The 23,150-nt window shown below is 44.7% G+C and carries 20 protein-coding genes; 5 read left to right on the forward strand and 15 right to left on the reverse strand.

From position 1 onward, the window contains the following. Positions 1-41: 41 nt before the first annotated feature. Genes AC121Z_RS09475 through AC121Z_RS09495 form a run of 5 tightly spaced genes read right to left on the reverse strand, consistent with a single transcriptional unit; the run spans position 42 to position 3,834 of the window. Positions 42-710: an energy transducer TonB gene (locus tag AC121Z_RS09475; RefSeq protein WP_498123789.1), complete on the reverse strand. Its 669-nt coding sequence runs from the start codon at positions 708-710 to the stop codon at positions 42-44. Next, entirely contained in the window at positions 710-1,117 is a 408-nt protein-coding gene (locus AC121Z_RS09480) for an ExbD/TolR family protein (RefSeq protein WP_498123790.1), read from the reverse strand. Before AC121Z_RS09480 ends, AC121Z_RS09475 begins: the two co-directional genes overlap by 1 nt. Continuing rightward, the gene (locus AC121Z_RS09485; protein ID WP_498123791.1) at positions 1,110-1,676 is read right to left on the reverse strand and encodes a MotA/TolQ/ExbB proton channel family protein; all 567 of its coding nucleotides are present in this window, start codon (positions 1,674-1,676) and stop codon (positions 1,110-1,112) included. The genes AC121Z_RS09480 and AC121Z_RS09485 overlap by 8 nt, the downstream gene beginning before the upstream one ends. A gap of 5 nt (positions 1,677-1,681) precedes the next feature. After that, on the reverse strand, positions 1,682-3,067 hold the full coding sequence (locus tag AC121Z_RS09490) for a MotA/TolQ/ExbB proton channel family protein (protein ID WP_498123792.1): 1,386 nt from the start codon (positions 3,065-3,067) through the stop codon (positions 1,682-1,684). Continuing rightward, positions 3,067-3,834, reverse strand: a complete 768-nt coding sequence (locus tag AC121Z_RS09495; RefSeq protein WP_498123793.1) for a DUF3450 domain-containing protein — start codon at positions 3,832-3,834, stop codon at positions 3,067-3,069. Before AC121Z_RS09495 ends, AC121Z_RS09490 begins: the two co-directional genes overlap by 1 nt. A gap of 357 nt (positions 3,835-4,191) precedes the next feature. Here AC121Z_RS09495 and AC121Z_RS09500 point away from each other — a divergent pair, with 357 nt between their 5' ends. The 3 genes from AC121Z_RS09500 (at position 4,192) to AC121Z_RS09510 (ending at position 7,971) form a co-directional block, all read left to right on the forward strand. Continuing rightward, positions 4,192-5,727: an aminotransferase class V-fold PLP-dependent enzyme gene (locus AC121Z_RS09500; RefSeq protein WP_498123794.1), complete on the forward strand. Its 1,536-nt coding sequence runs from the start codon at positions 4,192-4,194 to the stop codon at positions 5,725-5,727. A gap of 64 nt (positions 5,728-5,791) precedes the next feature. Then, entirely contained in the window at positions 5,792-7,432 is a 1,641-nt protein-coding gene (locus AC121Z_RS09505) for an HAD family acid phosphatase (RefSeq protein WP_498123795.1), read from the forward strand. Positions 7,433-7,530: 98 nt separating this feature from the next. Beyond that, the gene (locus AC121Z_RS09510) at positions 7,531-7,971 is read left to right on the forward strand and encodes a MarR family winged helix-turn-helix transcriptional regulator (RefSeq protein WP_498123796.1); all 441 of its coding nucleotides are present in this window, start codon (positions 7,531-7,533) and stop codon (positions 7,969-7,971) included. 98 nt (positions 7,972-8,069) lie between these two features. Here the strand turns inward: AC121Z_RS09510 and AC121Z_RS09515 are convergent, their stop codons facing one another. After that, a complete protein-coding gene (locus AC121Z_RS09515; protein WP_498123797.1) occupies positions 8,070-9,908 on the reverse strand; it encodes a DUF885 domain-containing protein in 1,839 nt (612 codons plus the stop codon). Positions 9,909-10,101: 193 nt separating this feature from the next. Next, positions 10,102-10,815, reverse strand: coding sequence for a pirin family protein (locus tag AC121Z_RS09520; RefSeq protein ID WP_498123798.1), 714 nt, complete (start codon positions 10,813-10,815; stop codon positions 10,102-10,104). Between the two features lie 135 nt (positions 10,816-10,950). Here AC121Z_RS09520 and AC121Z_RS09525 point away from each other — a divergent pair, with 135 nt between their 5' ends. Next, positions 10,951-11,862: a LysR substrate-binding domain-containing protein gene (locus AC121Z_RS09525; protein ID WP_498123799.1), complete on the forward strand. Its 912-nt coding sequence runs from the start codon at positions 10,951-10,953 to the stop codon at positions 11,860-11,862. 108 nt (positions 11,863-11,970) lie between these two features. On the opposite strand, the gene ilvB is transcribed toward AC121Z_RS09525, so the two are convergent. Together ilvB and AC121Z_RS09535 are read right to left on the reverse strand one after the other, a co-directional pair. Next, the gene (ilvB, locus tag AC121Z_RS09530; RefSeq protein WP_498123800.1) at positions 11,971-13,836 is read right to left on the reverse strand and encodes a biosynthetic-type acetolactate synthase large subunit; all 1,866 of its coding nucleotides are present in this window, start codon (positions 13,834-13,836) and stop codon (positions 11,971-11,973) included. A 230-nt stretch (positions 13,837-14,066) separates the two neighbouring features. Further along, entirely contained in the window at positions 14,067-14,537 is a 471-nt protein-coding gene (locus tag AC121Z_RS09535; RefSeq protein WP_498123801.1) for an Lrp/AsnC family transcriptional regulator, read from the reverse strand. A 186-nt stretch (positions 14,538-14,723) separates the two neighbouring features. Between AC121Z_RS09535 and AC121Z_RS09540 the strand changes: the two genes are divergently transcribed. Then, positions 14,724-16,031: a valine--pyruvate transaminase gene (locus AC121Z_RS09540; RefSeq protein WP_498123802.1), complete on the forward strand. Its 1,308-nt coding sequence runs from the start codon at positions 14,724-14,726 to the stop codon at positions 16,029-16,031. Between the two features lie 2 nt (positions 16,032-16,033). On the opposite strand, the gene AC121Z_RS09545 is transcribed toward AC121Z_RS09540, so the two are convergent. The 6 genes from AC121Z_RS09545 to AC121Z_RS09570 all read right to left on the reverse strand — a co-directional run bounded on the left by AC121Z_RS09545 (position 16,034) and on the right by AC121Z_RS09570 (position 23,072). After that, on the reverse strand, positions 16,034-17,035 hold the full coding sequence (locus tag AC121Z_RS09545; RefSeq protein ID WP_498123803.1) for a hypothetical protein: 1,002 nt from the start codon (positions 17,033-17,035) through the stop codon (positions 16,034-16,036). Between the two features lie 88 nt (positions 17,036-17,123). Next, entirely contained in the window at positions 17,124-17,972 is an 849-nt protein-coding gene (locus tag AC121Z_RS09550; protein WP_498123804.1) for a discoidin domain-containing protein, read from the reverse strand. A gap of 141 nt (positions 17,973-18,113) precedes the next feature. Then, complete coding sequence (locus AC121Z_RS09555; protein ID WP_498123805.1) at positions 18,114-19,463, reverse strand: serine hydrolase domain-containing protein; 1,350 nt, start codon at positions 19,461-19,463, stop codon at positions 18,114-18,116. Positions 19,464-19,493: 30 nt separating this feature from the next. Then, entirely contained in the window at positions 19,494-20,984 is a 1,491-nt protein-coding gene (locus tag AC121Z_RS09560) for a M81 family metallopeptidase (protein WP_498123807.1), read from the reverse strand. Between the two features lie 49 nt (positions 20,985-21,033). After that, a complete protein-coding gene (gene dgcA / locus AC121Z_RS09565; protein ID WP_498123808.1) occupies positions 21,034-22,008 on the reverse strand; it encodes an N-acetyl-D-Glu racemase DgcA in 975 nt (324 codons plus the stop codon). Positions 22,009-22,043: 35 nt separating this feature from the next. Then, positions 22,044-23,072, reverse strand: coding sequence for an N-acetyltransferase DgcN family protein (locus AC121Z_RS09570; protein ID WP_498123809.1), 1,029 nt, complete (start codon positions 23,070-23,072; stop codon positions 22,044-22,046). Positions 23,073-23,150 lie beyond the last annotated feature (78 nt).

Genomic DNA, 23,150 nt, shown 5'->3' on the forward strand with positions numbered 1-23,150 from the left:
CGCAATGCACACACAACAAAGAAGGATCTTAATCAGCCTGTTCATTGCTCAACCCGTTGATCTAGAAAGTAATTAAACAAGTTATACACGTTTGGTACTTCAATGGCTTCGCCATCGATAATACGCGGTTTATATTTGAATTTTTTTGCGGCCTCGATAGATGCACGAACAAAAACTCGCGGGCATTTACCTTCAACGGCTACTACATCTTTTGTTGCGCCGGTTACTGTGACGGTATACTCCACCAAACAGGTACCCTCTATACCTTCCATCGACGCTTTAATTGGATAAGCGGGTGCCACCTTAACAATCGGTAAGTATTCTCCATCGCCCTGCCCTACGCCAATTGAGCCCATTTCTACGTTGACGTTATTACTCACCGTTGGTACGGCGACTTCAAGTACACTATCAGACATATTTTGTTGTTGATTTTGCGGTGTCGGTGGCGCCGGCGGAGCCTCCTGTTGCTCTGGACGTGTCGGCTTGCGACGATTTTGCACTGAAGATTCATCACGTTTAACCCGCACAAAATCAAGAATATTGGCGCGCGTGCTGTTATTTAATTCCTGATGACTTGCTTCAATCAGTACATGCATAAATAGGGTTAGAGCGCCTGCAACTGCGACCCCAATGATAAACAAGAGGATAAAGCGGAAACTGTATAGCCGATCCGAAACCTGTTCGACTTGGGCGATAAAGTCGGCTCTCATTAGCTTTTATCCGCAGCTAATGCAATGTCATAAACACCGGCTTTACGCGAAGCATCCATGACTTTTACCAAAGTTTCATTACGCGACATTCGATCAGCTTGGATGACCACGATACCCTTTGGATTCTCCGCGTGTAAGCGTTCAATATTCGGTCTCAACGCGCGGAAATCAACTTCTCTGCGGTTGATCCAAATTTTATTATTGGCATCAATCGCGATCAGTATATTGGCTTGTTCCTGCACCACCGACGTAGACGCTTTCGGAGCGTCGACTTCAATGCCTGACAACTTAACAAAGGTTGCAGTTACAATAAAAAATATGAGCATGATAAACACCACATCAAGCATTGGGGTAATATCAACACTGGCTTCCTGATCCTGCGCTTGGCTAGAAATAAATCTACGCATGTTTGTTCACCTTTCTTATGCGGGTATGATTTTCATCCATTCGAAATGACTCTAGAAATACCAGCTTCATAACGTCTGCCTTTTTAATCAGATAGTTAGAAACCATTAATCCCGATATTGCGACCACCATTCCAGCCATGGTTGAAACCGTGGCTTTGGAAACTCCGCCAGCAGTTGTTCTGGCACTGTTGTTCCCGGTTATCGCGAGCGCATCAAAAATCTCTAGCATGCCAAGCACAGTGCCAAGCAGTCCCAACAATGGACAGACTTTCACCATTGTGCGGATCAATTGCAAATTACGTTGCATGTCGCGGGAGAGACGGCTAATTAATAGTTGCCTTAGTTGCCCTGCGTACCAGCTGCGATGCTCTGGCAAATCACGCCAAAGCGTTTGGGCAAAGCGTCGTTTGGCCGGTAGTACCGTGAAAAAGAAGACCAAGCGTTCAATGATCAGCGCCCACATAAAGGCCGCAATAACAATGATCATCAGTAAAATATCGCCGCCTAATTCCAGCATATCACCGAGCCAGGGAAACAAATTATCTAAGAATACTGGCATCGTCTTTACTCAACTGATTTATCGGCCTGCACAGCCACTAAGGCAACGGCTTCTTGTTCAATAATTTGTGACAGTTTGGTCGCTTTATCATTCACGAGGTTATGCAAAAGCAATGTTGGAATAGCGACGGTTAACCCCAAAACAGTCGTGACTAACGCTTGTGATATCCCACCCGCCATCAACTTGGGATCGCCGGCACCGAATAAGGTAATCGCCTGGAAGGTGATAATCATGCCAGTAACGGTGCCCAATAATCCTAGCAACGGAGCAATTGCAGCACTTATTTTCAGGAAAGATAGGCCTCGGGTGATCCGTGGTATTTCGCGTAATACTGCTTCACCTAGTTTAAGTTCGAGGGATTCAAGTGCATCACTGCGATTTTGTTGATAGACAGCAATGATCCGCCCCAATGCGTTGTTTCCTGGCTGTTCTAAGGTTTTGAGTTGTGACTGGATCCTTTTATCTTCAATAACCAAAACCATATAGCGCAGTAAAGCGAGCAAAATAACTACGGCTCCCAGTGCTAAAATAATATATCCAATCACTCCACCTTGTTGCACCCGCTCGCGCAAATCAGGCGCCGCTCCCATTAATGCAATTAGTTGCCCGCGCACCGGATCAATGGTTAAAGCCGTTAATTCACCATCGTTGTCTGCAAGCGCTTCAGCGCCGCTCATATAACGATTTGAAGGTTGCCGTGGATATTCAACCAAGCGACCTGTCTCGGCAATGCGTTGGACATACTTCCCGTCAGCGATTAAGTTAAATGCACCGACCCGGATAACATCGATTTGCTCTTCCTTGCCTTGAGTATTGAGAACGGTTTGGTTGGACTGAACCACTTTGCCCGACTCAGTCATCTCTCGTTGTAATTCAAACCAAAGAGATTCAATTTCTTCGACCGTTGGCAGCTCAGAGGACGACCCCATTTTCTTCGAAAATGCGTTTAACCGCTCTGATCGTTGGGGATAGTGAATTTGTATTAACGAATTATCGAATTGACCTTGGGTATCGTTCGCCACCAATTGCAGCACGCCAAAAAGCTCTTTCAACGCGCCCAGACGCTCGCTTAACCGTTCCTGTAGCAAGGTGATTTGCTGGTCATTGTTTTCAAACTGTTGCTCTCGTTCTGCACTCAAACGCTCTGCCGCTTCGCGTTGTTGCTGAGTTTCGGCCAATAGCCGTTGTTGGTTACTTTTTTGCTGACGGAAGGCCGCAATCCGCTCCTGATTGAACAATTGATCCGAGCGGTTGCCGGCTTTTACCTGCTCAAGTAACTGATCCAATGAGATAGCCCGGCTCGCCGATTGTTCGTCCGCCGCAGGTTGTGACAACACGTGTTGGGACGCAATAATAGTGAGCGAAAATAATGAAAGTAATAGTAAGCGCATTAGCGTACCTCCACACTGGCGGCCATTGGGATTGTGATCAATTCCGGCGATATTTCTTCGCGCGCAATCTTGATCCCCTTAGTAATATGGCGTTGGAATTGACGTTCAGTGAGAGCCTCCCATTGCCCACTTTGCTTATTCCACATGCCCACTTGCTCGCCGCTTAGGTCGCGATAAAGCAATGCAATCCGCCCAATCCGCAAAAAGTCTACTGCGAATTGATTACCATCGACTTGCACTCGCCCTTTGTATGACTCAATCGTGTAGCCATATTCATTTTCGATTTGATAAGCCTCAAACACACGGCGGCATTTTTCAGACGTCGAGTACTCTGCTTGCTCTAACAGGGCACGTAAACTCGCAACGCGCTCTTCGCGCTCAATGGCTAAAAACGGCAGATCAAGCTGTACGAAATTATCTAATGCGTCCACCATGCGCACCAGCAGTGGCATTATTTGACGTTCAATCTGTGTGGCATTGCTAATCGAAAAATCCAGCTTATTTATTTCTGCTTGTTGATCGTCTAGCTGACGCTTGAGCATCGCGTTATACATGTTCAAACCGTCAATGATTTTTAGTTCTTCGATGTATTGCTTTTCTAGTGAGCGAGTTGCCTCAAACTCACTATCTACAGTCGCTTGTGCTTCGCGGTTTTCGCTCAGTCGCTCAAGCCCTCTGTCAACGAGTTCTCGTGTTTGCTCTTGAGCCAATGGACTGTTTGAATAAACTGTCATAATCCCAAGCAATAGCAAAAATGTTCTTAGCATAAGGAGCCACCTCAATGGTTAACGCATCGTTTATTAGCTCATTACATATGTTCAACATTTAAACTCAAGTTGAATTAGCGTGATCGTTGTTCCAGATCATATTTTTTTCAAATTAGGGGGATTTGGCTGTCAAATAAGCAGCTCAAACAGGCCATCAATAGCGGAATGTTTATTGAATAAGGAGTGTAAAGAACTGTCTATATTCACAAAGCCGGGCAACTAAAGCATTTATTTCTACATTTGCATCAATATTTGAATTTATTTTTTAATAAAATCCAAATTTACAAGGTAATTGGTAAAAATTATTCTTCCACAATTAGGACAATTTGCGATAAATCATCTATTGGTTATTTTCCTATGTCAGAACTCGTCGAACACTTTGCAAAATTTCGCCGCCACATCATCGGCCATGCATTAACACACTCCACAATGACAGAGGAAATCAATATTCTGTATGCCGATTGGACGGCCAGTGGGCGCTTGTACCAGCCAATCGAAAATTTCATAACGGAAACGCTTGGCCCCTATGTTGCCAATACCCATACAGAGACCAACCTCACCGGTTCAACGATGACGTTGGCCTATCATGAAGCTCAAACAATCATTAAGCAGCATGTCAATGCTGATGCCAATGACGCTCTTATCTGCGCTGGCTCAGGCATGACCACGGTCATCAATAAACTACAGCGTATGATGGGCTTACGAGTGCCCAAACAATTGGAGAAATCTGAGCAGGACCAAACCCGCCCTATTGTTTTTGTCACGCATATGGAACACCATTCAAATCAAACCACATGGAATACTTGTGATGTGGATGTTGAAGTTGTGCGCCGTGGCGATGATGCTCAACCCTGCCAACAGCATCTACGTGAGTTACTCGCACAATATCAACATAGAGCTCTGAAGATAGGCTCTTTTACCGCATGCAGTAACGTAACGGGCATTTGCACGGACTATCATCAACTCGCCAAAATTATGCATCAGCATGGCGGTCTTTGCTTTGTTGACTTTGCTTGCTCTGCTCCCTACGTTGCAATTGACATGCATCCTAAAGACCCGTTGCAAAAGTTAGATGCAATCTTTTTTTCACCACACAAATTCCTGGGGGGGCCTGGTAGCTGCGGTGTATTGCTTTTTGACCGGTCACTGTATGCAACAGAAATCCCCGATCAGCCCGGTGGCGGAACCGTAACCTGGACGAATCCGTGGGGTCAACAAGGCTTTTACAATGACATTGAAGTCCGCGAAGATGGTGGTACGCCAGGCTTTCTGCAAACCATTCGAGCCGCGTTGGCCATTCAGGTAAAGGACACCATGAACGTTGACAAAATGGCTCAACGCGAGCAGCAACTCACGCGTATTTTGATGTCAGGATTGAGTGCAATAGCAGGAATATCATTACTCGAGCCTGACGTGCATGAAAGGCTTTGTGTCGTGTCATTCTATTCAACCCGTTGCCATTACAACTTGATGGTGCGGCTGTTGAACGATAAATTTGGGATCCAAGCGCGTGGTGGCTGCAGTTGTGCTGGCACTTATGGGCATATTTTGCTTAATGTAGATAAGGCCCACTCAGAATCGATCACAGGTAAAATTGACCAAGGTGATCTGTCTGATAAACCCGGTTGGGTCAGGCTCTCTTTGCACCCTACCAATACTGATGAAGAAGCGCAGTACATTGTGCGTGCGGTAGAGGCTGTGATGCGCAATCTAGACCAGTGGCAACAGCATTATGTGTTTAACTGCACAACCGGCGAATACATCAACGTGACGCCAACCAGTGTGCAGCAAACGGTACTTAATCATTTTGACCCATTGCAGTTGCATGCTAATTTGGCCGAAGGTCGCACTGAAACAGGAAATCGCTTGCAAGAGACTGTTGTTACACTATAACATTTTGCCAGGCTAATAAGATGCCAGTAGCACCGCTCACGCTACTCGGCTAAGGACGGGAAAAATGTTATCTGGCAAACGTGCTAGCGTAGTGGCTGCTGTAAGTACAGCCTTGTTAATCTCGGGGTGTAAATCAACCACACATTATTCGCAGGCAAATACTGAACTCGTTGAACCTACAGCTTATCAATCAGCCGAGTCACTGACTTTTGCGACGTGGAATGTTGAACATTTGGCGTATCCGCTCGATCACGGGTGTAAGCCGCGAAATCAAGATGAATTACTGGCCTTGCAAGCGTATGCCAATAGTCTCGATGCAGACATTGTAGGCTTACAAGAAGTCGCCTCAGAAACTGCAGTTGCGCAGCTTTTTCCGCCAAGTGAATGGCAAATTATTATGTCACAGCGTGCGGATAGTGAAGCCTATACATGCAGAGGTTCAGAAGCACCGTCAACCCAGCAAAAAGTCGCCTTCGCCGTGCGTAAAGGCATCGAAATTCTAAACTCAAATTCACTCGCCAATTTTGGCTTGGATTCACCTGGCTTACGGCATGGACTAGAACTTGAACTAGCGACTCCATTCGGCACTATCAGTGTATTAAACGTGCATATGAAAAGTGGTTGTTTCGTCGATAACTATTCCCGCGCAGATTCGGAAGCCTGTAAAACATTCGCCCAACAAGCACCGCTGCTAGATGCTTGGGTGGAAACCCAAGAAGCACAAAAGCAACCTTACGTGATCTTGGGTGACTTTAATCACCGTCTTTCGGCGCCCTATAATCATTTAACTCGACTATTGACGACAAATAGTGATGGTTCAGACTCCACTTTGATAAATACCACAGCATCAATGATTGGTTGTCATCCTTATTATCCAGCACCTATCGATCACATTCTGGTTGGCAACATGTCGTTGCCTCACAGCACACTCGTAGCGGCTGTTCATCCGTTTAACGATATGCGCCCCGCACAGATGCTCAGTGATCACTGTGCGATAAGTCTTGCTTTAACTGAGCCTCAACTGCCCCTGTCTAGCGCGGTCAAATGGCAAACCAAAAGTAAAGAATATCGGCTACTAACAGAAAAGGCGTATTTGAGCGCTCAGCAAACCATTACGGAACTATCTGCGCAAGAAACTCCTTGGGTCGTGGTAATGGATATTGATGAAACGGTATTAGACAATAGTGAATATCAAGTGCGCTTGGACCGGAGTGGCAAAAGCTACACCTCTCCTAGTTGGGCTGCGTGGGTCAAAGAAGAGGCGGCGACACTGGTGCCAGGCGTGAAACGCTTTATTCAAACGGTACTTGATAAAGGCGGTATGCTAGCGCTTATCACTAATCGAGATCGTGAACTTGATCACCATACGTGGAACAATCTGTTAGCACTTGGTTTACCGCTAACTACAGATAACACTTGTTTATTGGGTCGAGTCGATGAAGATAAGGCCAGCATTAATCACACCACCATCATTAATGACAAAGATCTCCGCCGACAGCAGATCCGTGCGGGTTCAGCTGAGTGTTATCAAACACCGGGTAAGCGTGGACAAAACATCCCCGCTGTGCGCATTGTTATGCAAGTGGGAGACAATATTGAGGATCTGGAAGGCGTGACACAGGAGGATGCGGACATTCGGGCAATTTTGCGGTCGTATGCTGACTCATTTATTTTGCTGCCGAATCCGATGTATGGCTCTTGGTGATCAAACTCAATAAATAGGTTGTCAAAATTGCTACTTGACTTATTCGCCTGTTCAATTATTATTTGCGCACTCAAGTATATTTAAAGTATTGGTACATTATGATTGAATTAGATAAAAAGACCGCATTAAAACAAATTTGGTTCACGAGCAACGAACTCTTTAGGCAATTAGACCTAAGTCTTGGCGCCATTCATGGTATAGGTTTTACCGAATATATGGTATTGGACGCACTTGTACATGCACCCGAGAACAGTATGAGACGTATAGATTTAGCGCAAAAAGTGAGTAGAACAGCATCTGGGGTAACGCGAATTCTGGCACCAATGGAAAAAATAGGCTTGGTAGAGAAAGCGCAAAATCCGCGCGACGCTCGTGTGAGCTTAGTTGGAATTACAGCGTCAGGAAAACAAATATGGCAAGACGCCACGGAGAGCATTGAGACTAAAATTAATTCAATATTCTCCACGTGCAATGATGAGCAAATATCGACGTCTACCTGTTGTTTGCGCGATATTGAGCGTAGTCTTTTGCAAAGATGATATACGTTTTCTTAGCTAACACTCTCAAACAAGCCCGACGCTTATCGGGCTGTTAAGAGACAAGGTTATTAACTTGTATTTAGCCGCGAACTCAACGGTTAGATATTCTCTGCAATATAACCATCCACGAATTCTTCAAGAACGTTTAATGGCACTGGTCCATTGGCTAGCACGACATCATGAAATTCTCGAATATCAAACTTGTCACCCAACGCTTGCTGCGCCTTAGCGCGTAACTCAAGAATTTTGAGCATACCGATTTTATAAGCAGTTGCCTGACTTGGCATAACGACATGACGCTCAACCATCTTAACTGCATCCGCTTTGGCATTGGGTGAATTATTCACGTAAAAGTCGATACCTTCCTGCCGCGTCCATTGCATGGCATGGATACCCGTATCTACTACCAGTCGAATCGCTCGCCAAAGTTCCATTGCTAGGCGGCCAAAGTCAGAATAAGGGTCTTCGTAAAGACCGATTTCTTTAGGTACTAACTCACTGTAGAGCCCCCACCCTTCTGTATATGCCGTGTAGCGACCAAACTTACGAAACTTTGGCAATCCCTCTAATTCCTGCGCGATTGCAATCTGCATATGGTGCCCTGGAATACCCTCGTGATAGGCTAACGCCTCCATTTGATAGGTTGGCATGGAAGCCATATCGTACAAATTCGCATAGTAGGTACCCGGACGAGTACCATCCATTGACGGCTGCTGATAAAACGCTTTACCCGCAGACTTCTCGCGATAGGGCTCGACCGCCTTTACGATAAGTCCAGCTTTAGGCTTAGTGATGAATAACTCATCCAAGCGAGTTTTCATGTTATCGATCCAAGCTGTGGCTTCAGTTAAATAACGTTGACGGCCTTCGTCTGTGCTTGGGTATACAAACTGCTCGGATTCGCGCATGAACACGAAAAACTCTTGCAATGTACCGTCAAACTGGACTTTCTTCATAATTTCACGCATTTCATCATGAATGCGCGCTACTTCGTCCAAGCCAATTTGATGAATTTCAGTGGCAGTGAGTTCAGTTGTTGTAGTGCGCTTTAGCGCATTATTATAAAACGCCTCGCCTTCAGGGAACTTCCATGCACCATCTTTCGTATCAGCTTTCGCTTCGAGCTTTTCAAGCGCGCTGATTAGGCTTTTGTACGCAGGTTCAACTGCACTCAGCAAGGCTTGCTTAGCTGCGTTGACTAACTTTGTTTTTTGCTCTTGAGCAATGTCGAGCTTAGCAACTTTTGCACTGAAGTCCGCTAGCAAAGTACTGTCTTTTCCTTCCTCAAACGGCGCGCCAGAAATAATATTCTGGCTGGCATTAATTGCATGCGGGTATACAAACTTAGGTGCGATTATCCCTGCTTTGGCGCGCCGTTCTAAATTTTCAATCAACTGTGAGAAAAGCGCCGGGAGGCCATTTAAACGACTGATATATGCCTCTGCATCCTCAACCGTGCTAATGCGGTGTTGATTGATAAGCAAAGATGCAACACTTGAGTGCAAACCAAACATTTGGTTCACCGGATAGTTATATAACCGCCATTTGAAATCTGCAATTTCCTCCTCAAGCCCTTGTCGCATAAGCTGCAAACTTACACGTGTTTGTGCATCTAATGCAGATTCATCAAGCGCCATTACCCGTGCTAAATTTTCCTTAGCGAGTGCGAGGTCTTCTTGCGCCCGCGCATCAGATAAATCGTCCCACTTATCTTGATCATCTTTGATCCCAAGATATGACTGATACATTGGGCTGCGCATAACCCCCTGCATGAATATTTCATCAAAGAGCGCATTGGCTTGTTTTGATGCGGAAAGTTCAGTCTTATTCACTGTCGTGCTTTCGGTTAACTGGGCGCTGTGATTGTGGGCTGACACCTGTACTGAACCAATCACGCATAAAGACACGCTTACTGCTAATAGACTACGTTTAAACATCTCAATAATATCCTGCTAATAATGTATAAATTTTGACGCGTTAACATTACTAGCTAAAAAAATATAATCCAGATCAACTGTCGGTCTGTATCGCAAGTTGGTCTCAAAGTGACATAGCACTGGCAAATTTAAACGCAGAAACCAAAAATAACGTTCTGCGTTTTAATTTGCGTGTTTAGAGCAACATGTACTTTTAGTCTAGTTTGCCAAGTTTTCCGGTTGTGAAGGCCTCTTGTAATTGTTCAATTTCCGCCTCCGAATCCATTATGAAGGGGCCTTTATGCACATAATTTTCATTGATGGGCTGCCCAGCAAACAAGGTAAAGTGAGCACTTTCAGCATTTGGGTTGACCAAGTGAATGTTGTTACTACCAGATGCTGAAATTTCAGATATGGCAATAGCCTCTCCCGCACGCACACGACAGCCATCACATTTAATATGAGGCATATTTTTGGCTTCGACATGGAGTGAACGAGGAGTATTTTTTCTCAGCTTAGAAGGTAAATTTACGAATACCTGCAAGCCGTGTATCTTTGAGCCTTCTCGTGGCGATTCATCATGAATAACGCCAGAACCAGCGTTAAGCCAATACAGATCCCCTGGCATAAGGTCAAAGTCATTGCCGAGTGAGTCACGGTTGTGAAACGGTCCCTCACTGTCTTCAAAAATGACCGAAACCGCAGACAGTCCGGCATGTGGATGCGCCCCAAAAGTAGGTTTGCTCATCCGGTAATGGTCAACCATTACCAATGGATCCATAGCGCCTGAAAAGTCTTTTGCCCGAAATGCCAATGCTGTAAAACCGTCTCCGACTTTGAACGTTTCTCCCCGCTTCGCGGACGTAACATTGGCAGGTTTTGCTAAGTTAGCTGATGTATCTACTGACGACTTTAGTGATGTATGCATTTTGTTCACCGTTAACTATTGCGAATCGATAGTTTAATTCTACATATGGAACGATAATGATAGGTAGATAGAAAAATAGAAACTATTGTTCTATATTTGGAACAGGATGACCCAATAGCGCTTGCAGACATACCTATGATCGACTTGAATGACTATTTCTATTTTGTGCATGTGGTGGATAAGCAAGGCTTCACACCCGCAGCAAAAGCGTTAAATATGCCTAAATCTCGCTTAAGTCGACATGTATCAAAGCTGGAGGAGCGGCTTGACATAAAACTAATACAACGCACGTCTCGCCAATTTCACGTCACGGAAGCTGGACAAATGTTTTATCAGCACGCGCGTGCTTTATTGGATGAAATGGAAGCTGCCGAAGCTGCAATTCTTAGTCGAAAGACATCCCTCAGCGGCAAAGTAACCATGAGCTGTTCACTCGGTGTTGCACAGTTTGCGATCAATGATTTAGTCGTTAAGTTTCTGCACGATAATCCAAAGGTTGAACTCGTTCAGCAAGTCACTAACCAAAGTGTCGATTTGATCTCTTCAGGCATTGATATGGCAATCCGCGGGCATAACGATGACTTGCCAGACTCTAGCATTATTCAAAGAAGTCTTGCTACCGTGTCGTGGCACTTATTTGCAAGCCCTATTTACCTATCCAAAACAGGCACCCCGCAATCGCCCTATGATTTGTATAAGAGGCAGAGTATGAAAGTCGGATGGCAACCAAGTGCTGGGCATTGGACCTTAGAAAACAAAGCTGGCCACAAAACCACCGTGCCACATTCTCCTATACTTTGCAGTGATGACATGAGTACATTAAAAAAGGCTGCTGCTGAAGGTCTTGGATTGGTTAGCCTGCCCGCCTATACATGCCGTAGCGAAATCGCTAGTGGACTATTGCAGCGGGTTCTACCGGATTGGACTTCTGGCAGGGCACAGTTAAGTTTACTCACACCATCACGCCGGACACAATCCCCCTCAGTAAAGGCGCTTTGCGACTTTTTGCTCAACAACCTCGGCCAACAAATAGGAAACTCTGATTAAGTTGATGCACATTTATCACGGCAGAAACAACACTTAGGTAAAAACTTGCTCAAGATTTCTTGAACTAATGATCGAGCTACCGTGCAAAACAACCTGTTGTAATAGACTCTAGATATTGCTCCCCTGCGATCCCATTTCACTGTTTTGTAGCTGCTCTTGATCCATGATGATGTCTTTGTAACTGCCTCCAGCAGGGATCATTGGAAATACATTTTCTTCACGCTCTACAATAACATCCAGCAAGTAGGGTTCATTTGGATCTTTAAGCATTCTAGCAAAAGCTGAGGACAGCTCTTGTTGCGTAGATACTCGCTCAGACTTGATCTTATACCCTTCAGCGATACACACAAAATCAGGATAAACCGCCATAGCCTGGACTGAATTTTGCTGCGGATCTGCCATATCTGAGCTTGCTCTATTTTGCGCGTAGATCATATCTTGCCACTGCCTGACCATACCTAACCACTGATTATTGATGACGACCACTTTCACACCTAAACCAAATCGATAACACGTTGCAAGCTCCTGTACATTCATATTGAAAGAGCCGTCACCATCAATATCAATTACCCACTTACTAGGGGCTGCAACTTTTGCCCCAATAGCAGCTGGTAGCCCATAACCCATGGTGCCAAATCCAGAACTGGAGAGAAACTGACGAGGTTTGGCACTGGCATAATGCTGCATTGCCCACATCTGATGTTGGCCTACGCCAAGCGATATAATAGCATCACGTTGTGTCATATCAGCGAGCTTAGCAATCACGTATTGAGCAGAAAGCTTTTCTTCTCCAAGTGCCGGAATCGTAAACGGATAGCGTAACTTGAGTGCATGTAAGTAATTCAACCATTCACTTTGTGGGCCCGTTGTTGGAGCCTGCTGCAGTTGCTCCATCGCCAGCGCCAAATCGGCACAAATGGGAAAGGTTACGACTTTATTTTTATTCAATTCATTACGATCAATGTCGATATGAATCACTTTTGCGTGTTCTATGAACGTGTTTACATTGCCGGTAACTCGATCATCAAACCGAACGCCTAGCGCAATCACAAGATCAGCCTCATTGACTGCAATATTGGCGAATTTACTGCCATGCATTCCTAATGGGCCTAAATTCAGAGGATGCTCCTGCGGTAACAGCCCCTGCCCCATAATTGTTGTTACGACGGGACAGGAGATCTGTTCAGCGAATGCGCGCAAACCACCATGCGCATTCGCAGCAATCACACCACCACCGGCATAAATTACAGGCTTATTAGACTGTTCAATCAGACGGAATATCTCTTCTAATTGAAATTCTGTAATCCTCTGCTCAGCAGAGGATCGTTGTTCAACTTTAGCGGGTATGGGAGGTTCAATATAATTTCCAAAGCAATCCAGTGGATATTGTTGTTGGATATCTTTAGGCAAATCGATTAGAACGGGACCTTGGCGGCCGGTTGATGCAAGCATAAAGCTTCGACTAACGACTTCAGGTATATCCGCAACCTTTTTAACAAGAAAGTTTGCCTTGGTGATTGGCTTGGTGATTGCTGTGATGTCAACTTCCTGAAATGCGTTTTTTCCCAACAAATGGGTTGGGACATTACCTGTGATAGCAACAATCGGCGTGGAGTCACTATTTGCGTCAGCAATTCCTGTGACTAAATTGGTAGCGCCAGGCCCAGATGTCGCCAAACAGACACCCACGCGTCCCGTCGTTCTCGCATAACCCTGGGCCGCATGCACGGCACCTTGCTCATGCTCTGTTCGAATGACGCGAATGGGACTTTTTGCTAATACATCAAATATTTCTAAATTCGCACCACCTGGGTATCCAAAGATAACCTCAACATCCTCAGCAATAAGTGCTTTGATTAACAATGCAGCTCCACGTAAAGCCGATCGCCTTTGTGCTGACTTTATGTCAGCGAAGGTACCGTTAACGATGGAGTAACTGGAAGAATAGGTAAGATTCTCGCTCGAATTTTTCATACCCGAATGCCCTAATAATCGATTGAATGCAGGGCAAAGTGTATATAAGCGACATGGTAATTTTTTATCTATCCATCAACTATTAATCACTTATACGGTATAAATTATACTTTTAAACTGCAGCAGCCTGAATACCAATGAATAATTCTTCTCATTCTCAACGTTGACACTAAAACAACAAAATTCTAGCCAGTATTCGAAAGCAATAATGATGGTAGCTATAGCCAATATCATGCCTGTTCAAGCGGCATTTGGGTAGTATATTTGACTTCAGTCAGAGCTGCCATTGAGTTTATTTCTTGGACGCCCGGGACTTGTGAAAGGTGTGAGCGAAAAAACTGTTCATAGCTTTCAACATCCTGCGTGACCACTCTTAATAAAAAATCGATTCGTCCCAACATTACATAACATTCTGTAACCTCCGGGAAATTCCTAATTCTATCCTCAAACTCCCCTACGTGCTGACGCCCATTGGCCGACAGTTTAATTTCTACATATATTACAACATTCAATCCGATTTTTTTGCGATTGAGCAGAGCTACACGTCGGTCAATAATACCCTGCTCTTCAAGTCTCTTTATTCTTCGCCAACAGGGTGGCTGCGACATGTTAATACGCTCTGATATTTCTGATACCGATATCGATGCATCTGTCTGCAAAAGCTCTAATATCCGCTTATCTGTTGCATCTAATTTATGCACAAAATCCCCCTAAAACCTCACTGCTATACCCACATATTGCGATCTGCATAGCTTTTTATTCAATAAAATGTGAACTCCAGTATATCAGTACCAGAATGAATCTGAAGGCGACTTGTTGTCCACTTTGTTGAAAGCACACTATCTGCAATATAAAAATGTCACTTTAAACAATGCGTGATTGAATCTATGTCAGTATTAGCTGCAGGTAACATTTATTCACGTAACGGCATGTCTCTTTCAATTACTGGAACCCGATGGTCCAAAAAGTCAAGCATTGTCAACTTAATGGCTGACCTCAGTGAGGCGCTTACTGATAACCCATCCATGATATTCATGGGTGGTGGGAATCCAGCAAAAATCCCACAGATAGAGCAATTGTTCTATGAACAATTCAGAAAAATAGGTAAGGACAGTTCAGCATTAAGTGGTCTGTTAGGGGTTTATCAATCACCTCAGGGCAACTTGTCATTTCGAAAAACACTCGCAAAGTTTTTGGCTAAGACCCAAGGCTGGTCGATTAATGAAGAGAACATCGCCGTCGTCAGTGGAAGTCAGACAGCTTTTTATATTTTATTCAATATGTACGCTGGTCAACACACTGACGGTAGCTACAAGACTATTCATCTTCCCTTATCACCTGAATATGTTGGATATAAAGAAATTGGCATTAACAGGGACATTTTCAGTGCATCAAAGCCGAAGATAAAAAAGCTGAGCGCCCACGAATTTAAATATTTTGTGGATTTTAGCTCTCTTGCAAAACAAAAAAATATTGGTGCGATTGCACTTTCTCGTCCCAACAACCCGACTGGAAACGTTATCACTGATGAGGAGTTAGGATCTCTGAATGGTATAGCGCAACGACAAGGGATCCCACTTATTATTGATGGGGCTTATGGTTTACCTTTTCCAAATATGATTAATGTAAACGCTAGCACATTCTGGAACGACAATACGGTAGTCGTATTAAGTCTGTCAAAGTTAGGCTTACCGGGTGTTCGTTGCGGTATCGTAATTGCTAAACCTGAGATTGCGAACAATGTAAGTAATGCTGCAACTGCGCTAAATTTGGCTAGCAGTAACCTCGGTCCATTACTGCTTACGCCATTACTCCAATCCGGACAGTTGACCAACATAACGCAGTATGAAATTAATCCATATTACCGTCACAAGGCGACACTTGCGCAAACGCTCTTTTCAAATGCACTTTCGGGGCTACCCTATCGAATTCACAAACCCGAGGGCGCGATGTTTCTGTGGATTTGGTTTGAAGGGCTACCCGTATCCTCACACACGCTCTATCAAAGACTTAAAAAACGTGGTGTTTTGATTGTACCCGGCGAAGACTTTTTTGTTGGGCTAGATGCGCATTGGCAACACACGAAAGAGTGCATTCGGGTATCTTATGCACAAGATGACAAAGTGATTGAAGCCGGTGTGCACATAATCGCTGACGAAGTAAAAACACTGTACGCTCACGCAAACGTGTTTTGATTTTACTCATCCCAACGAATACGCTTATTGTGTATCGTTGCAAAGCCGTCAAAATTTAACAGGTTGGTTTTTCGCTTCTCTTCTTCAAGCATTTTCTCACGCGCTCGCGTGATGACAGCCTCAATCTCCATTTGAATGGCCTCGAGTTTTCCCTCTCGTTGTTTTGGCGTGAGTGAACTATCAGTTAGGATTGCTTGCCGCTCTTTTTCAAGCGCCTCTAGCCTATCCCTATCAATGCCAAGTCGCGCATCTAATAACAACTCAATCATGGTTTGTAACAACGGTTCATCTGCATCTTGATTAGAGTCAAATGTTGAATTTAGAGCCTGATTGCTGGGTCTCGATTGTGTTTCAAAATGACTTGTTGTTAGGGGTGTTTCTTCCGCTTTTCCTAGAGCAGAAGCAAAACGCTCATAAGTGCCTTTTAGCATTAAGTTGTATTCTGTCCAACCATCAAAACCGACACGAAAATCCAAATTACCATACAGGTCAGCAAAAAAATTATCGATGCCGGTGTCTGACCATTGCACCGCAGGTGATTGTGCTTTTGTAATTGTCATTCCAGCTATTCCGTAAATCATATGATGCATCGTCAATTCAACAGTCGCTCTTTCATACGGATCTAATCCTTGCGCAGCGTGTTCCCACGCAGCCGTGATATGAGCTGGAGCATTGACAGGCGGAAAGTGAATGGAACGTCCTATTCCTATCTCAACAATACCGTCGTTATTTAAATCAACTAGGTCAGTACCATCTGGTTGAGCGAGTAAATTGGACGCCCCCTCATCCGATAAGCCATCAACAGCGATTCGTTCAACAAGGCCGTTGGCCTTTTGTAAGGTACTAAGTTCTGCCGCTGTCAGGGTCTGCAAGAAGCTTTTAGCCGGTAAATCTGCCGCCTCTGCCTTGGATAATATCGTCTGATAAGCGTTAATTTCCTTAGCACTAAAGTCTCTTGACTGTAACAATGCTAACGAAGACTGTGAAAACGCAGCAATGGTCATATCGAGTTCCTCTAACGTCTTACTGACAGCGAACTGTCAGTAAGAATGTTGACTCTGTTGTTAAAATCCAAAGCTTGAATTAAAAGATTTACTGATATAACTCAATTTCGTCAACCTCGATATAATTTGGATCGCCAAAATTACGGATAAATTCCAGCTTTATATATCTGCCTTGGAAATCATCTGGCAAAGCGAAACTATTCGCTGTTTGATTCAGTAAAGTCACACTGACTTTATCACTCCATTCCTCACCATCATCTGATGTTGACACGTTTAATGAACGAGGAAGTCGCCCAAGGCCCAAAGACTGTTGATTAATGAAAATACCAATGCCAGATAAACTTACAATCTTACCAAAGTCTAACTCCACCCATGGGTCTACGCGTTCATCTGTGCGGCTCCATTGCTTGGTCAACCAAATTCCTCGCGCGATCTTAGTCTCCGAATCCTCATTCACGTGCTGTGTGTATACATAACCATCGAAAGCTGCAGCCGCACTGTCTTGGTTATAATATTCACTACTGGTGATGCTATTTTGGTCTAGACCGTTCGTACCAAGCAACGCAACATTTCCATTTAGGCCAGTTTCTTCCAACGGACCATCACTATAGGAACCGCCGTCTTCACTGTAAATTGGTAATAATTGCACAGCAGATAATGCGCAATCTTGTGCGGTAAACGTGAACCCAAGCAACTGTTGGCTTTGTCTAGCTAATATCATTGTATCGAGCCACGCAGACGAATAATGCTCACCCAAAAAGAAATACACCCCATCATCCAAACAGGATGGAGTGTCCTCTTCATTGATTTTGAGAAATTTTACGGTAACGATACTGTTTGCGCCAATCTCGATTTGATTGGCTATTGATTTATACTCCTCTGCTTGCGCGGGGAGCACCGATAAACAAAATAGGCAGGCGGCAGTTAAGGCTTTCATAAATGTGATAACTCCTAGTATTGATCACTCTATTAACACCCCTCAACTACACTCTGATCTCACTATACCGCTAAGCATTTGGTACGAATATACCAATCGTACGGAACTCTATACCGATCGTCCTTGATTGGCATTCATCATCTATAGCCGCTTTAATAATCGCCCCCCGGTGTAGAGATATGCAGCCCTGCCAGAGGTATCAGTATCGACAAAATTTATACTGCGTGATGGCATTGCTGAACCGCGTGCCATAAAAGCGTCATCACCAACAGGTTCTAGCTTGAGTAGTGTTGGCGCACCAACCACAGCTGAAGCATCACAAATCAATCCGGCATGCTCCTCTCGTACCTCGACTTTGGCGCCAATGTTGCCATAAACTCCAACATATTTGTGTGTGTCTACGGGTGTATCGAGGATCTCTGGATCAGTTTCTGCGGGGACTCCTGCATAGTCCTCAAACAATAACCCGTCAAGCTCGCTTTGCAGTAAACCGCTACTGCTATTGGTTAACAACGCATAGCCAAAATTGTGTTCGGGGGCCATATATAGGTAGGCGAATTGTCCCATTGTGCCTCCCGTATGCCCGAATGTCTTGCGCTGTGGACGTTTCGTTAAAAACCATCCCAATCCCCAATCGGTTATCCCTCTCGGATATTCAGGTAAGGTAAATTGTGATGTCTGCATTTGCTTAACTGCGCTAACCGATAGAACAGATTTACCCGCCTGACATTTTCCACCATGAAGATGCATCTCGGCGAATTTCATTAAGTCTCTTGCTGACATAGAGAGTACGGTGCCCGCGGGCGCCATACTCAAAGGTAGATACGTTTTGGGCACAACAATCGCTTCTTTCGCATCGTCCGGTGATTGAACATGGCCTATCGCACCCCTAAAGCGGAGTATCTCTTTCGGGTCACTAATCGCCTCTTGCATATTCAATGGTTTAAAAATGAATTCGGACACAACCTCTGCCCATGGCTTTCCTGTAACGACTTCGACAACCCGACCCGCCACGGTAAATGCACTGTTTGAGTAAGAATTATACTTACCAACGGGATGTAATTGGGGTAATAAAGCGCATCGTTGTACATAACTCTCCGTTGAGGTCGAAAACGGATCATCATCAGGAAAGTAATCGCCTTCCATACCACTGATATGACAGAGCAAATGTCTTACCTTTATCGTCCTTGCAGCGGTCATATCAGCTAATTGGAAATTAGGTAAATACTCAACCACCAATTTATCCAAATCAACACGACCTTCATCAACCAGGCGCATGATCACCGACGTAGTGAATACCTTTGATATTGAACCAATTTGAAACAATGAATCCGGCGTGACCTCAACTCCGGTATTAACGTTTAGCTGTCCCGCGGCAGCAACTTCAACAGCACCTTTGTTAAAAACAGCTAACGAGGCACCAACAACGCCATGTTTCTTGATTAAGCACTCCAAGAGTGATTGAAGTTCTGAGCTAGTTGCATTCGGCATGGCCTAGTTCCTTCTTAATAAATAATTAAATTAAACTTGTGTTCGGGCGACAGGATAAAACGGGTTTTCATTCCACGGATACTTATCGCTCGTCGACATCACTTGATATTCGATCAGCTGCATATTTGGAGGAATTGCGCCTGGTGCGCTCATATAAATGATATGTTCAGAAACACGGGCGAATGCAGCGTAAAAATGCTGCGTAGATTTCGTAATCAATACCTGATATTCGTCAGCTGCGAGGCCAAAATCTGTCAAGAAACACGGTGAAAAACATTGGCAACGCTCAGTTGTGACAAATACATCAACGTTACCAATGCGCAGTACAGCAACGTCACCCAGAGGCGCAAGTATCACATCGCCATTTTCTTGCGGAAAGCGGTGCTGTAAATTCTCTTTTAATCCGATGACGAGCGCGTTTACATCAACCGGCTCTCCCGAATGTTGGCTAACCTTTCCCCCGAGTTTTACCGATAATTCGCCACTGTTACCTATTGCAAAAGCCTGACGAACGACTTCAGGATCGTATAGAAATGCAAGTGCTGCTGGCCCCTTACGGTTATCCAGTAACCACTTTAAAGCGAATGTAGAATCAGAGGGAGCACCACCACCGGGATTATCCGACTGATCAGCAACCGTAACCGGCCATTCGGTTTTTTCAAAGGCCAAAGATAATGCGGCATCCAGATCGTATGATTTGAACTGAATCGAATCACGAATAGAGAAAAGTTCTTGTCCTATGCTCTGCGCAAGCTCGTATGCATAGTCTTGTGCATTGTCGGTTACAACCAAAACTTTGGTACCCGCGTGAATGTTATCTCCCCATGGGAAACCATGGATAATAGAAATGGACAGCACATCGGGTTGCTGCTCTGCCTGCACAACTGAGGCCATAAAGTCTCGCATTTCAGAAGATGTTGTGGGATACATCCCCATCATTTTGCAATCGTATACAGCCATCGTTGGCTTAATAGCGCCCTCCTTGGCTTTGACTGCTAAATCAAACAATTCTGCTGCGCGGGCATTGATGTCAGTATGCGGATACTCTTTGTAGCAGACGACAATGTCTGAATACGTAAGAATTTCTGGCGAGAGGTGGCAATGCAAATCAAGTTCCACCCCAATAATTACATTGGGGCCGACAATGTCTCTTACGCTCTGAATAATATCAGCTTCGCAATCATCAATCTTGTCTGACGCCATGGCACCATGCAGTGCTAATAGAACAATATCAACACCATCTTCATTTTTAAGGTCATTCAAAAGGTCATGTTTTAGTTCGTCATATACGGCTTGTATGATGCGCCCAGAGGGTTGAGCAAAAGCAGACAAGCTAAGTATAATTTCATGGTCGAAGTTATCGCTTAGTTCCTTCCAAACAGTCATACAACCCAAGTCTTTTACCAGCGAAGGTTCCTGCTCAAACTGCTCCTTCTTTATGACAGAAAAGTCATCATACCCCGTTGGCAAAACCGCAAACGTATTAGTTTCAGTGTCAAAGCACGCAACAAATATTTTCATACTGCATCCTGTCTAATTAGAGCCTTGCGCCCACACACAGTGAAATGTGTTAACCCCATAGTTGCGGGGTTAACCCTCCAACCAAGCTTTGCTCATAATGCAGCGCATACTCTCTATCAGAGTTGATAAGCAAAGGACCATCCAGATCGACAAGATCACATAACTGAGCAATCACTAATCCTGGAGCCATCGCGAGGGACGTTCCCAACATATTTCCAACCATCAAACCAAGCCCTCGACTTTTCGCTAATCTGGCAAGTGCGAGTGCCTCCGTTAGCCCACCGGTTTTATCTAACTTGATATTGATCATTTGATAGCGCTTTGCCGCTTGTTCAAACTCAGAGGTGTCCAAACAAGATTCATCTGCACATAAAGGGAGCGGTGAACGGTATTCTTCTAGTATTTCATCTGCACCTCTTGGCAGAGGCTGCTCAATCATTGCTACATTGAGAGCTTTAAACTTAGGCGCCAACTCGACTAACTGGTTAAAACTCCAACCTTGATTAACATCTACAACGAGAGTCGCGTCTGGTCTGGTTTGCCTAATGGCACTGACTTTTTCGTACGGTAGATCAGCATCAAGTTTTATCTTGATAAGACGTGAAGTAAGTGTTGCCGCTTTAGCTGCCATTTCTGCCGGCGTACCGATACCGACAGTGTTCACGGTTTGAACGGGTTGAAAATCTAATCCCGTAAGATTCCAAATAGTTTCGCCTTTGAGCTTGGCTTCGAGATCCCACAATGCACAATCCAATGCGTTCCGCGCACCACCCGCTGGTAGCAATGTCAGTAGGTCTTCACGACTGGCACCTGCCTCTATACATTCTTTTACGCTTTGCGCCTGTCTTAACATGCTAGTTGCAGTTTCGTGTAAGTAGTAGACACCACTCGCTTCACCGCGACCAATGTACCCACCATCGGTAATTTCGACCAACAACACAGCCGCATTTTCAAATGTATGTCCGGTAATTACGAAGGGTTCTGCAAAGGGCCAGTTTTCAATACTAAGGCTGACTTTTCTCATGATTTACTTTCCTGAATAATCTTAAAATCCGCAACTTATTTATTTAAATTCAATAAGTTGGGAACAATTGAATGACAACCATCAATAATAGGATCGACGCACGGTAGTTCGAGGGATTTACTCAGGTCAGAAAGATATTTACTTCTTTCCTCTGGTGCTAACCCAGAGGTATTAACACTTACTCCCACCACTTTGGCATTTGGATTAGTCAAACGGGCACAACGGATGTTTGCGGTTATGCATTCTTGTAACGAAGGCACACTAAACTCGGGACACCCTGCAACAGTAGTGCGAGTCGCGTCATGACAAATCACCAACGCATCAGGTTGTGAACCATGCAGTAACCCCAAACTAACCCCCGCATAAGCGGGATGGAAAAGAGACCCTTGCCCCTCGATTACATCCCAATGATCGGCAGAGTTTTCTGGTGACACGAGTTCAGCCGCTCCGGAAATAAAATCTGCGACTACGGCGTCAATCGGTATACCTCTTCCTGAAATCATAATGCCGGTTTGACCAGTCGCTCTGAATGTCGCTGGGATTGAGCAATCTTTAAGTGCTTGAGTTATGGCAAGGGCGGTATACTTTTTCCCAACAGCACAGTCCGTGCCGACGGTGAGCAAGCGATTACCAGTACGCTTTGTACCCTTACCTACTGGTAAAGATGTTGGGGGAGTACGGACATTAATCAATTTAGCGCCCGAGCTGTCTGCAGCAGATACGAGCTCACCAAATGTTTGCAGGTTTACATGTAACCCACTGACAATATCCAATCCTTTTCGTGCCGCTTCTATGAGAACTTCCAGCCATCCACTCGAGACACTTCCTCCCATTGGGGCGACACCGATAACGAGGCTTTGAACACCTACGCAAATCGCTTCGTCAATGCTCATGTCTTGCACTCCCAAATCAAGATCGTTACCTTCAAAGCGCAAGATCCCAGCAACTGACTCGGCGTTCCACTGAATAATCCCAGCAGCAGTTTTGGCATAGACCATGTCACTGATATCTCCAATAAATAATAGGTACGGAGCTTTAAGTGTCACACTAGTTTGAGATTGCATTACACGCCTCTGAATTTCTGTCATTGATGTGATGAGGATGGCACAGACGTGCACTGAAATTTCGGCGGTTAGTCACGA

It is taken from the genome of Alteromonas sp. DYW1 (genome assembly GCF_059752595.1).

What these genes read in the sequence shown, in the direction of transcription:
- AC121Z_RS09505 (WP_498123795.1), top strand. Translation starts at nt 5,792, where the DNA reads ATGTTATCTGGCAAACGTGCTAGCGTAGTGGCTGCTGTAAGTACAGCC.
- AC121Z_RS09490 (WP_498123792.1), bottom strand. Translation starts at nt 3,067, where the DNA reads ATGCGCTTACTATTACTTTCATTATTTTCGCTCACTATTATTGCGTCC.
- AC121Z_RS09550 (WP_498123804.1), bottom strand. Translation starts at nt 17,972, where the DNA reads ATGAAAGCCTTAACTGCCGCCTGCCTATTTTGTTTATCGGTGCTCCCC.
- dgcA (WP_498123808.1), bottom strand. Translation starts at nt 22,008, where the DNA reads ATGAGAAAAGTCAGCCTTAGTATTGAAAACTGGCCCTTTGCAGAACCC.
- AC121Z_RS09500 (WP_498123794.1), top strand. Translation starts at nt 4,192, where the DNA reads ATGTCAGAACTCGTCGAACACTTTGCAAAATTTCGCCGCCACATCATC.
- AC121Z_RS09525 (WP_498123799.1), top strand. Translation starts at nt 10,951, where the DNA reads ATGATCGACTTGAATGACTATTTCTATTTTGTGCATGTGGTGGATAAG.
- AC121Z_RS09515 (WP_498123797.1), bottom strand. Translation starts at nt 9,908, where the DNA reads ATGTTTAAACGTAGTCTATTAGCAGTAAGCGTGTCTTTATGCGTGATT.
- AC121Z_RS09545 (WP_498123803.1), bottom strand. Translation starts at nt 17,035, where the DNA reads ATGACCATTGCTGCGTTTTCACAGTCTTCGTTAGCATTGTTACAGTCA.
- AC121Z_RS09480 (WP_498123790.1), bottom strand. Translation starts at nt 1,117, where the DNA reads ATGCGTAGATTTATTTCTAGCCAAGCGCAGGATCAGGAAGCCAGTGTT.
- ilvB (WP_498123800.1), bottom strand. Translation starts at nt 13,836, where the DNA reads ATGAAAAATTCGAGCGAGAATCTTACCTATTCTTCCAGTTACTCCATC.
- AC121Z_RS09475 (WP_498123789.1), bottom strand. Translation starts at nt 710, where the DNA reads ATGAGAGCCGACTTTATCGCCCAAGTCGAACAGGTTTCGGATCGGCTA.
- AC121Z_RS09570 (WP_498123809.1), bottom strand. Translation starts at nt 23,072, where the DNA reads ATGCAATCTCAAACTAGTGTGACACTTAAAGCTCCGTACCTATTATTT.
- AC121Z_RS09510 (WP_498123796.1), top strand. Translation starts at nt 7,531, where the DNA reads ATGATTGAATTAGATAAAAAGACCGCATTAAAACAAATTTGGTTCACG.
- AC121Z_RS09495 (WP_498123793.1), bottom strand. Translation starts at nt 3,834, where the DNA reads ATGCTAAGAACATTTTTGCTATTGCTTGGGATTATGACAGTTTATTCA.
- AC121Z_RS09485 (WP_498123791.1), bottom strand. Translation starts at nt 1,676, where the DNA reads ATGCCAGTATTCTTAGATAATTTGTTTCCCTGGCTCGGTGATATGCTG.
- AC121Z_RS09555 (WP_498123805.1), bottom strand. Translation starts at nt 19,463, where the DNA reads ATGCCGAATGCAACTAGCTCAGAACTTCAATCACTCTTGGAGTGCTTA.
- AC121Z_RS09540 (WP_498123802.1), top strand. Translation starts at nt 14,724, where the DNA reads ATGTCAGTATTAGCTGCAGGTAACATTTATTCACGTAACGGCATGTCT.
- AC121Z_RS09520 (WP_498123798.1), bottom strand. Translation starts at nt 10,815, where the DNA reads ATGCATACATCACTAAAGTCGTCAGTAGATACATCAGCTAACTTAGCA.
- AC121Z_RS09560 (WP_498123807.1), bottom strand. Translation starts at nt 20,984, where the DNA reads ATGAAAATATTTGTTGCGTGCTTTGACACTGAAACTAATACGTTTGCG.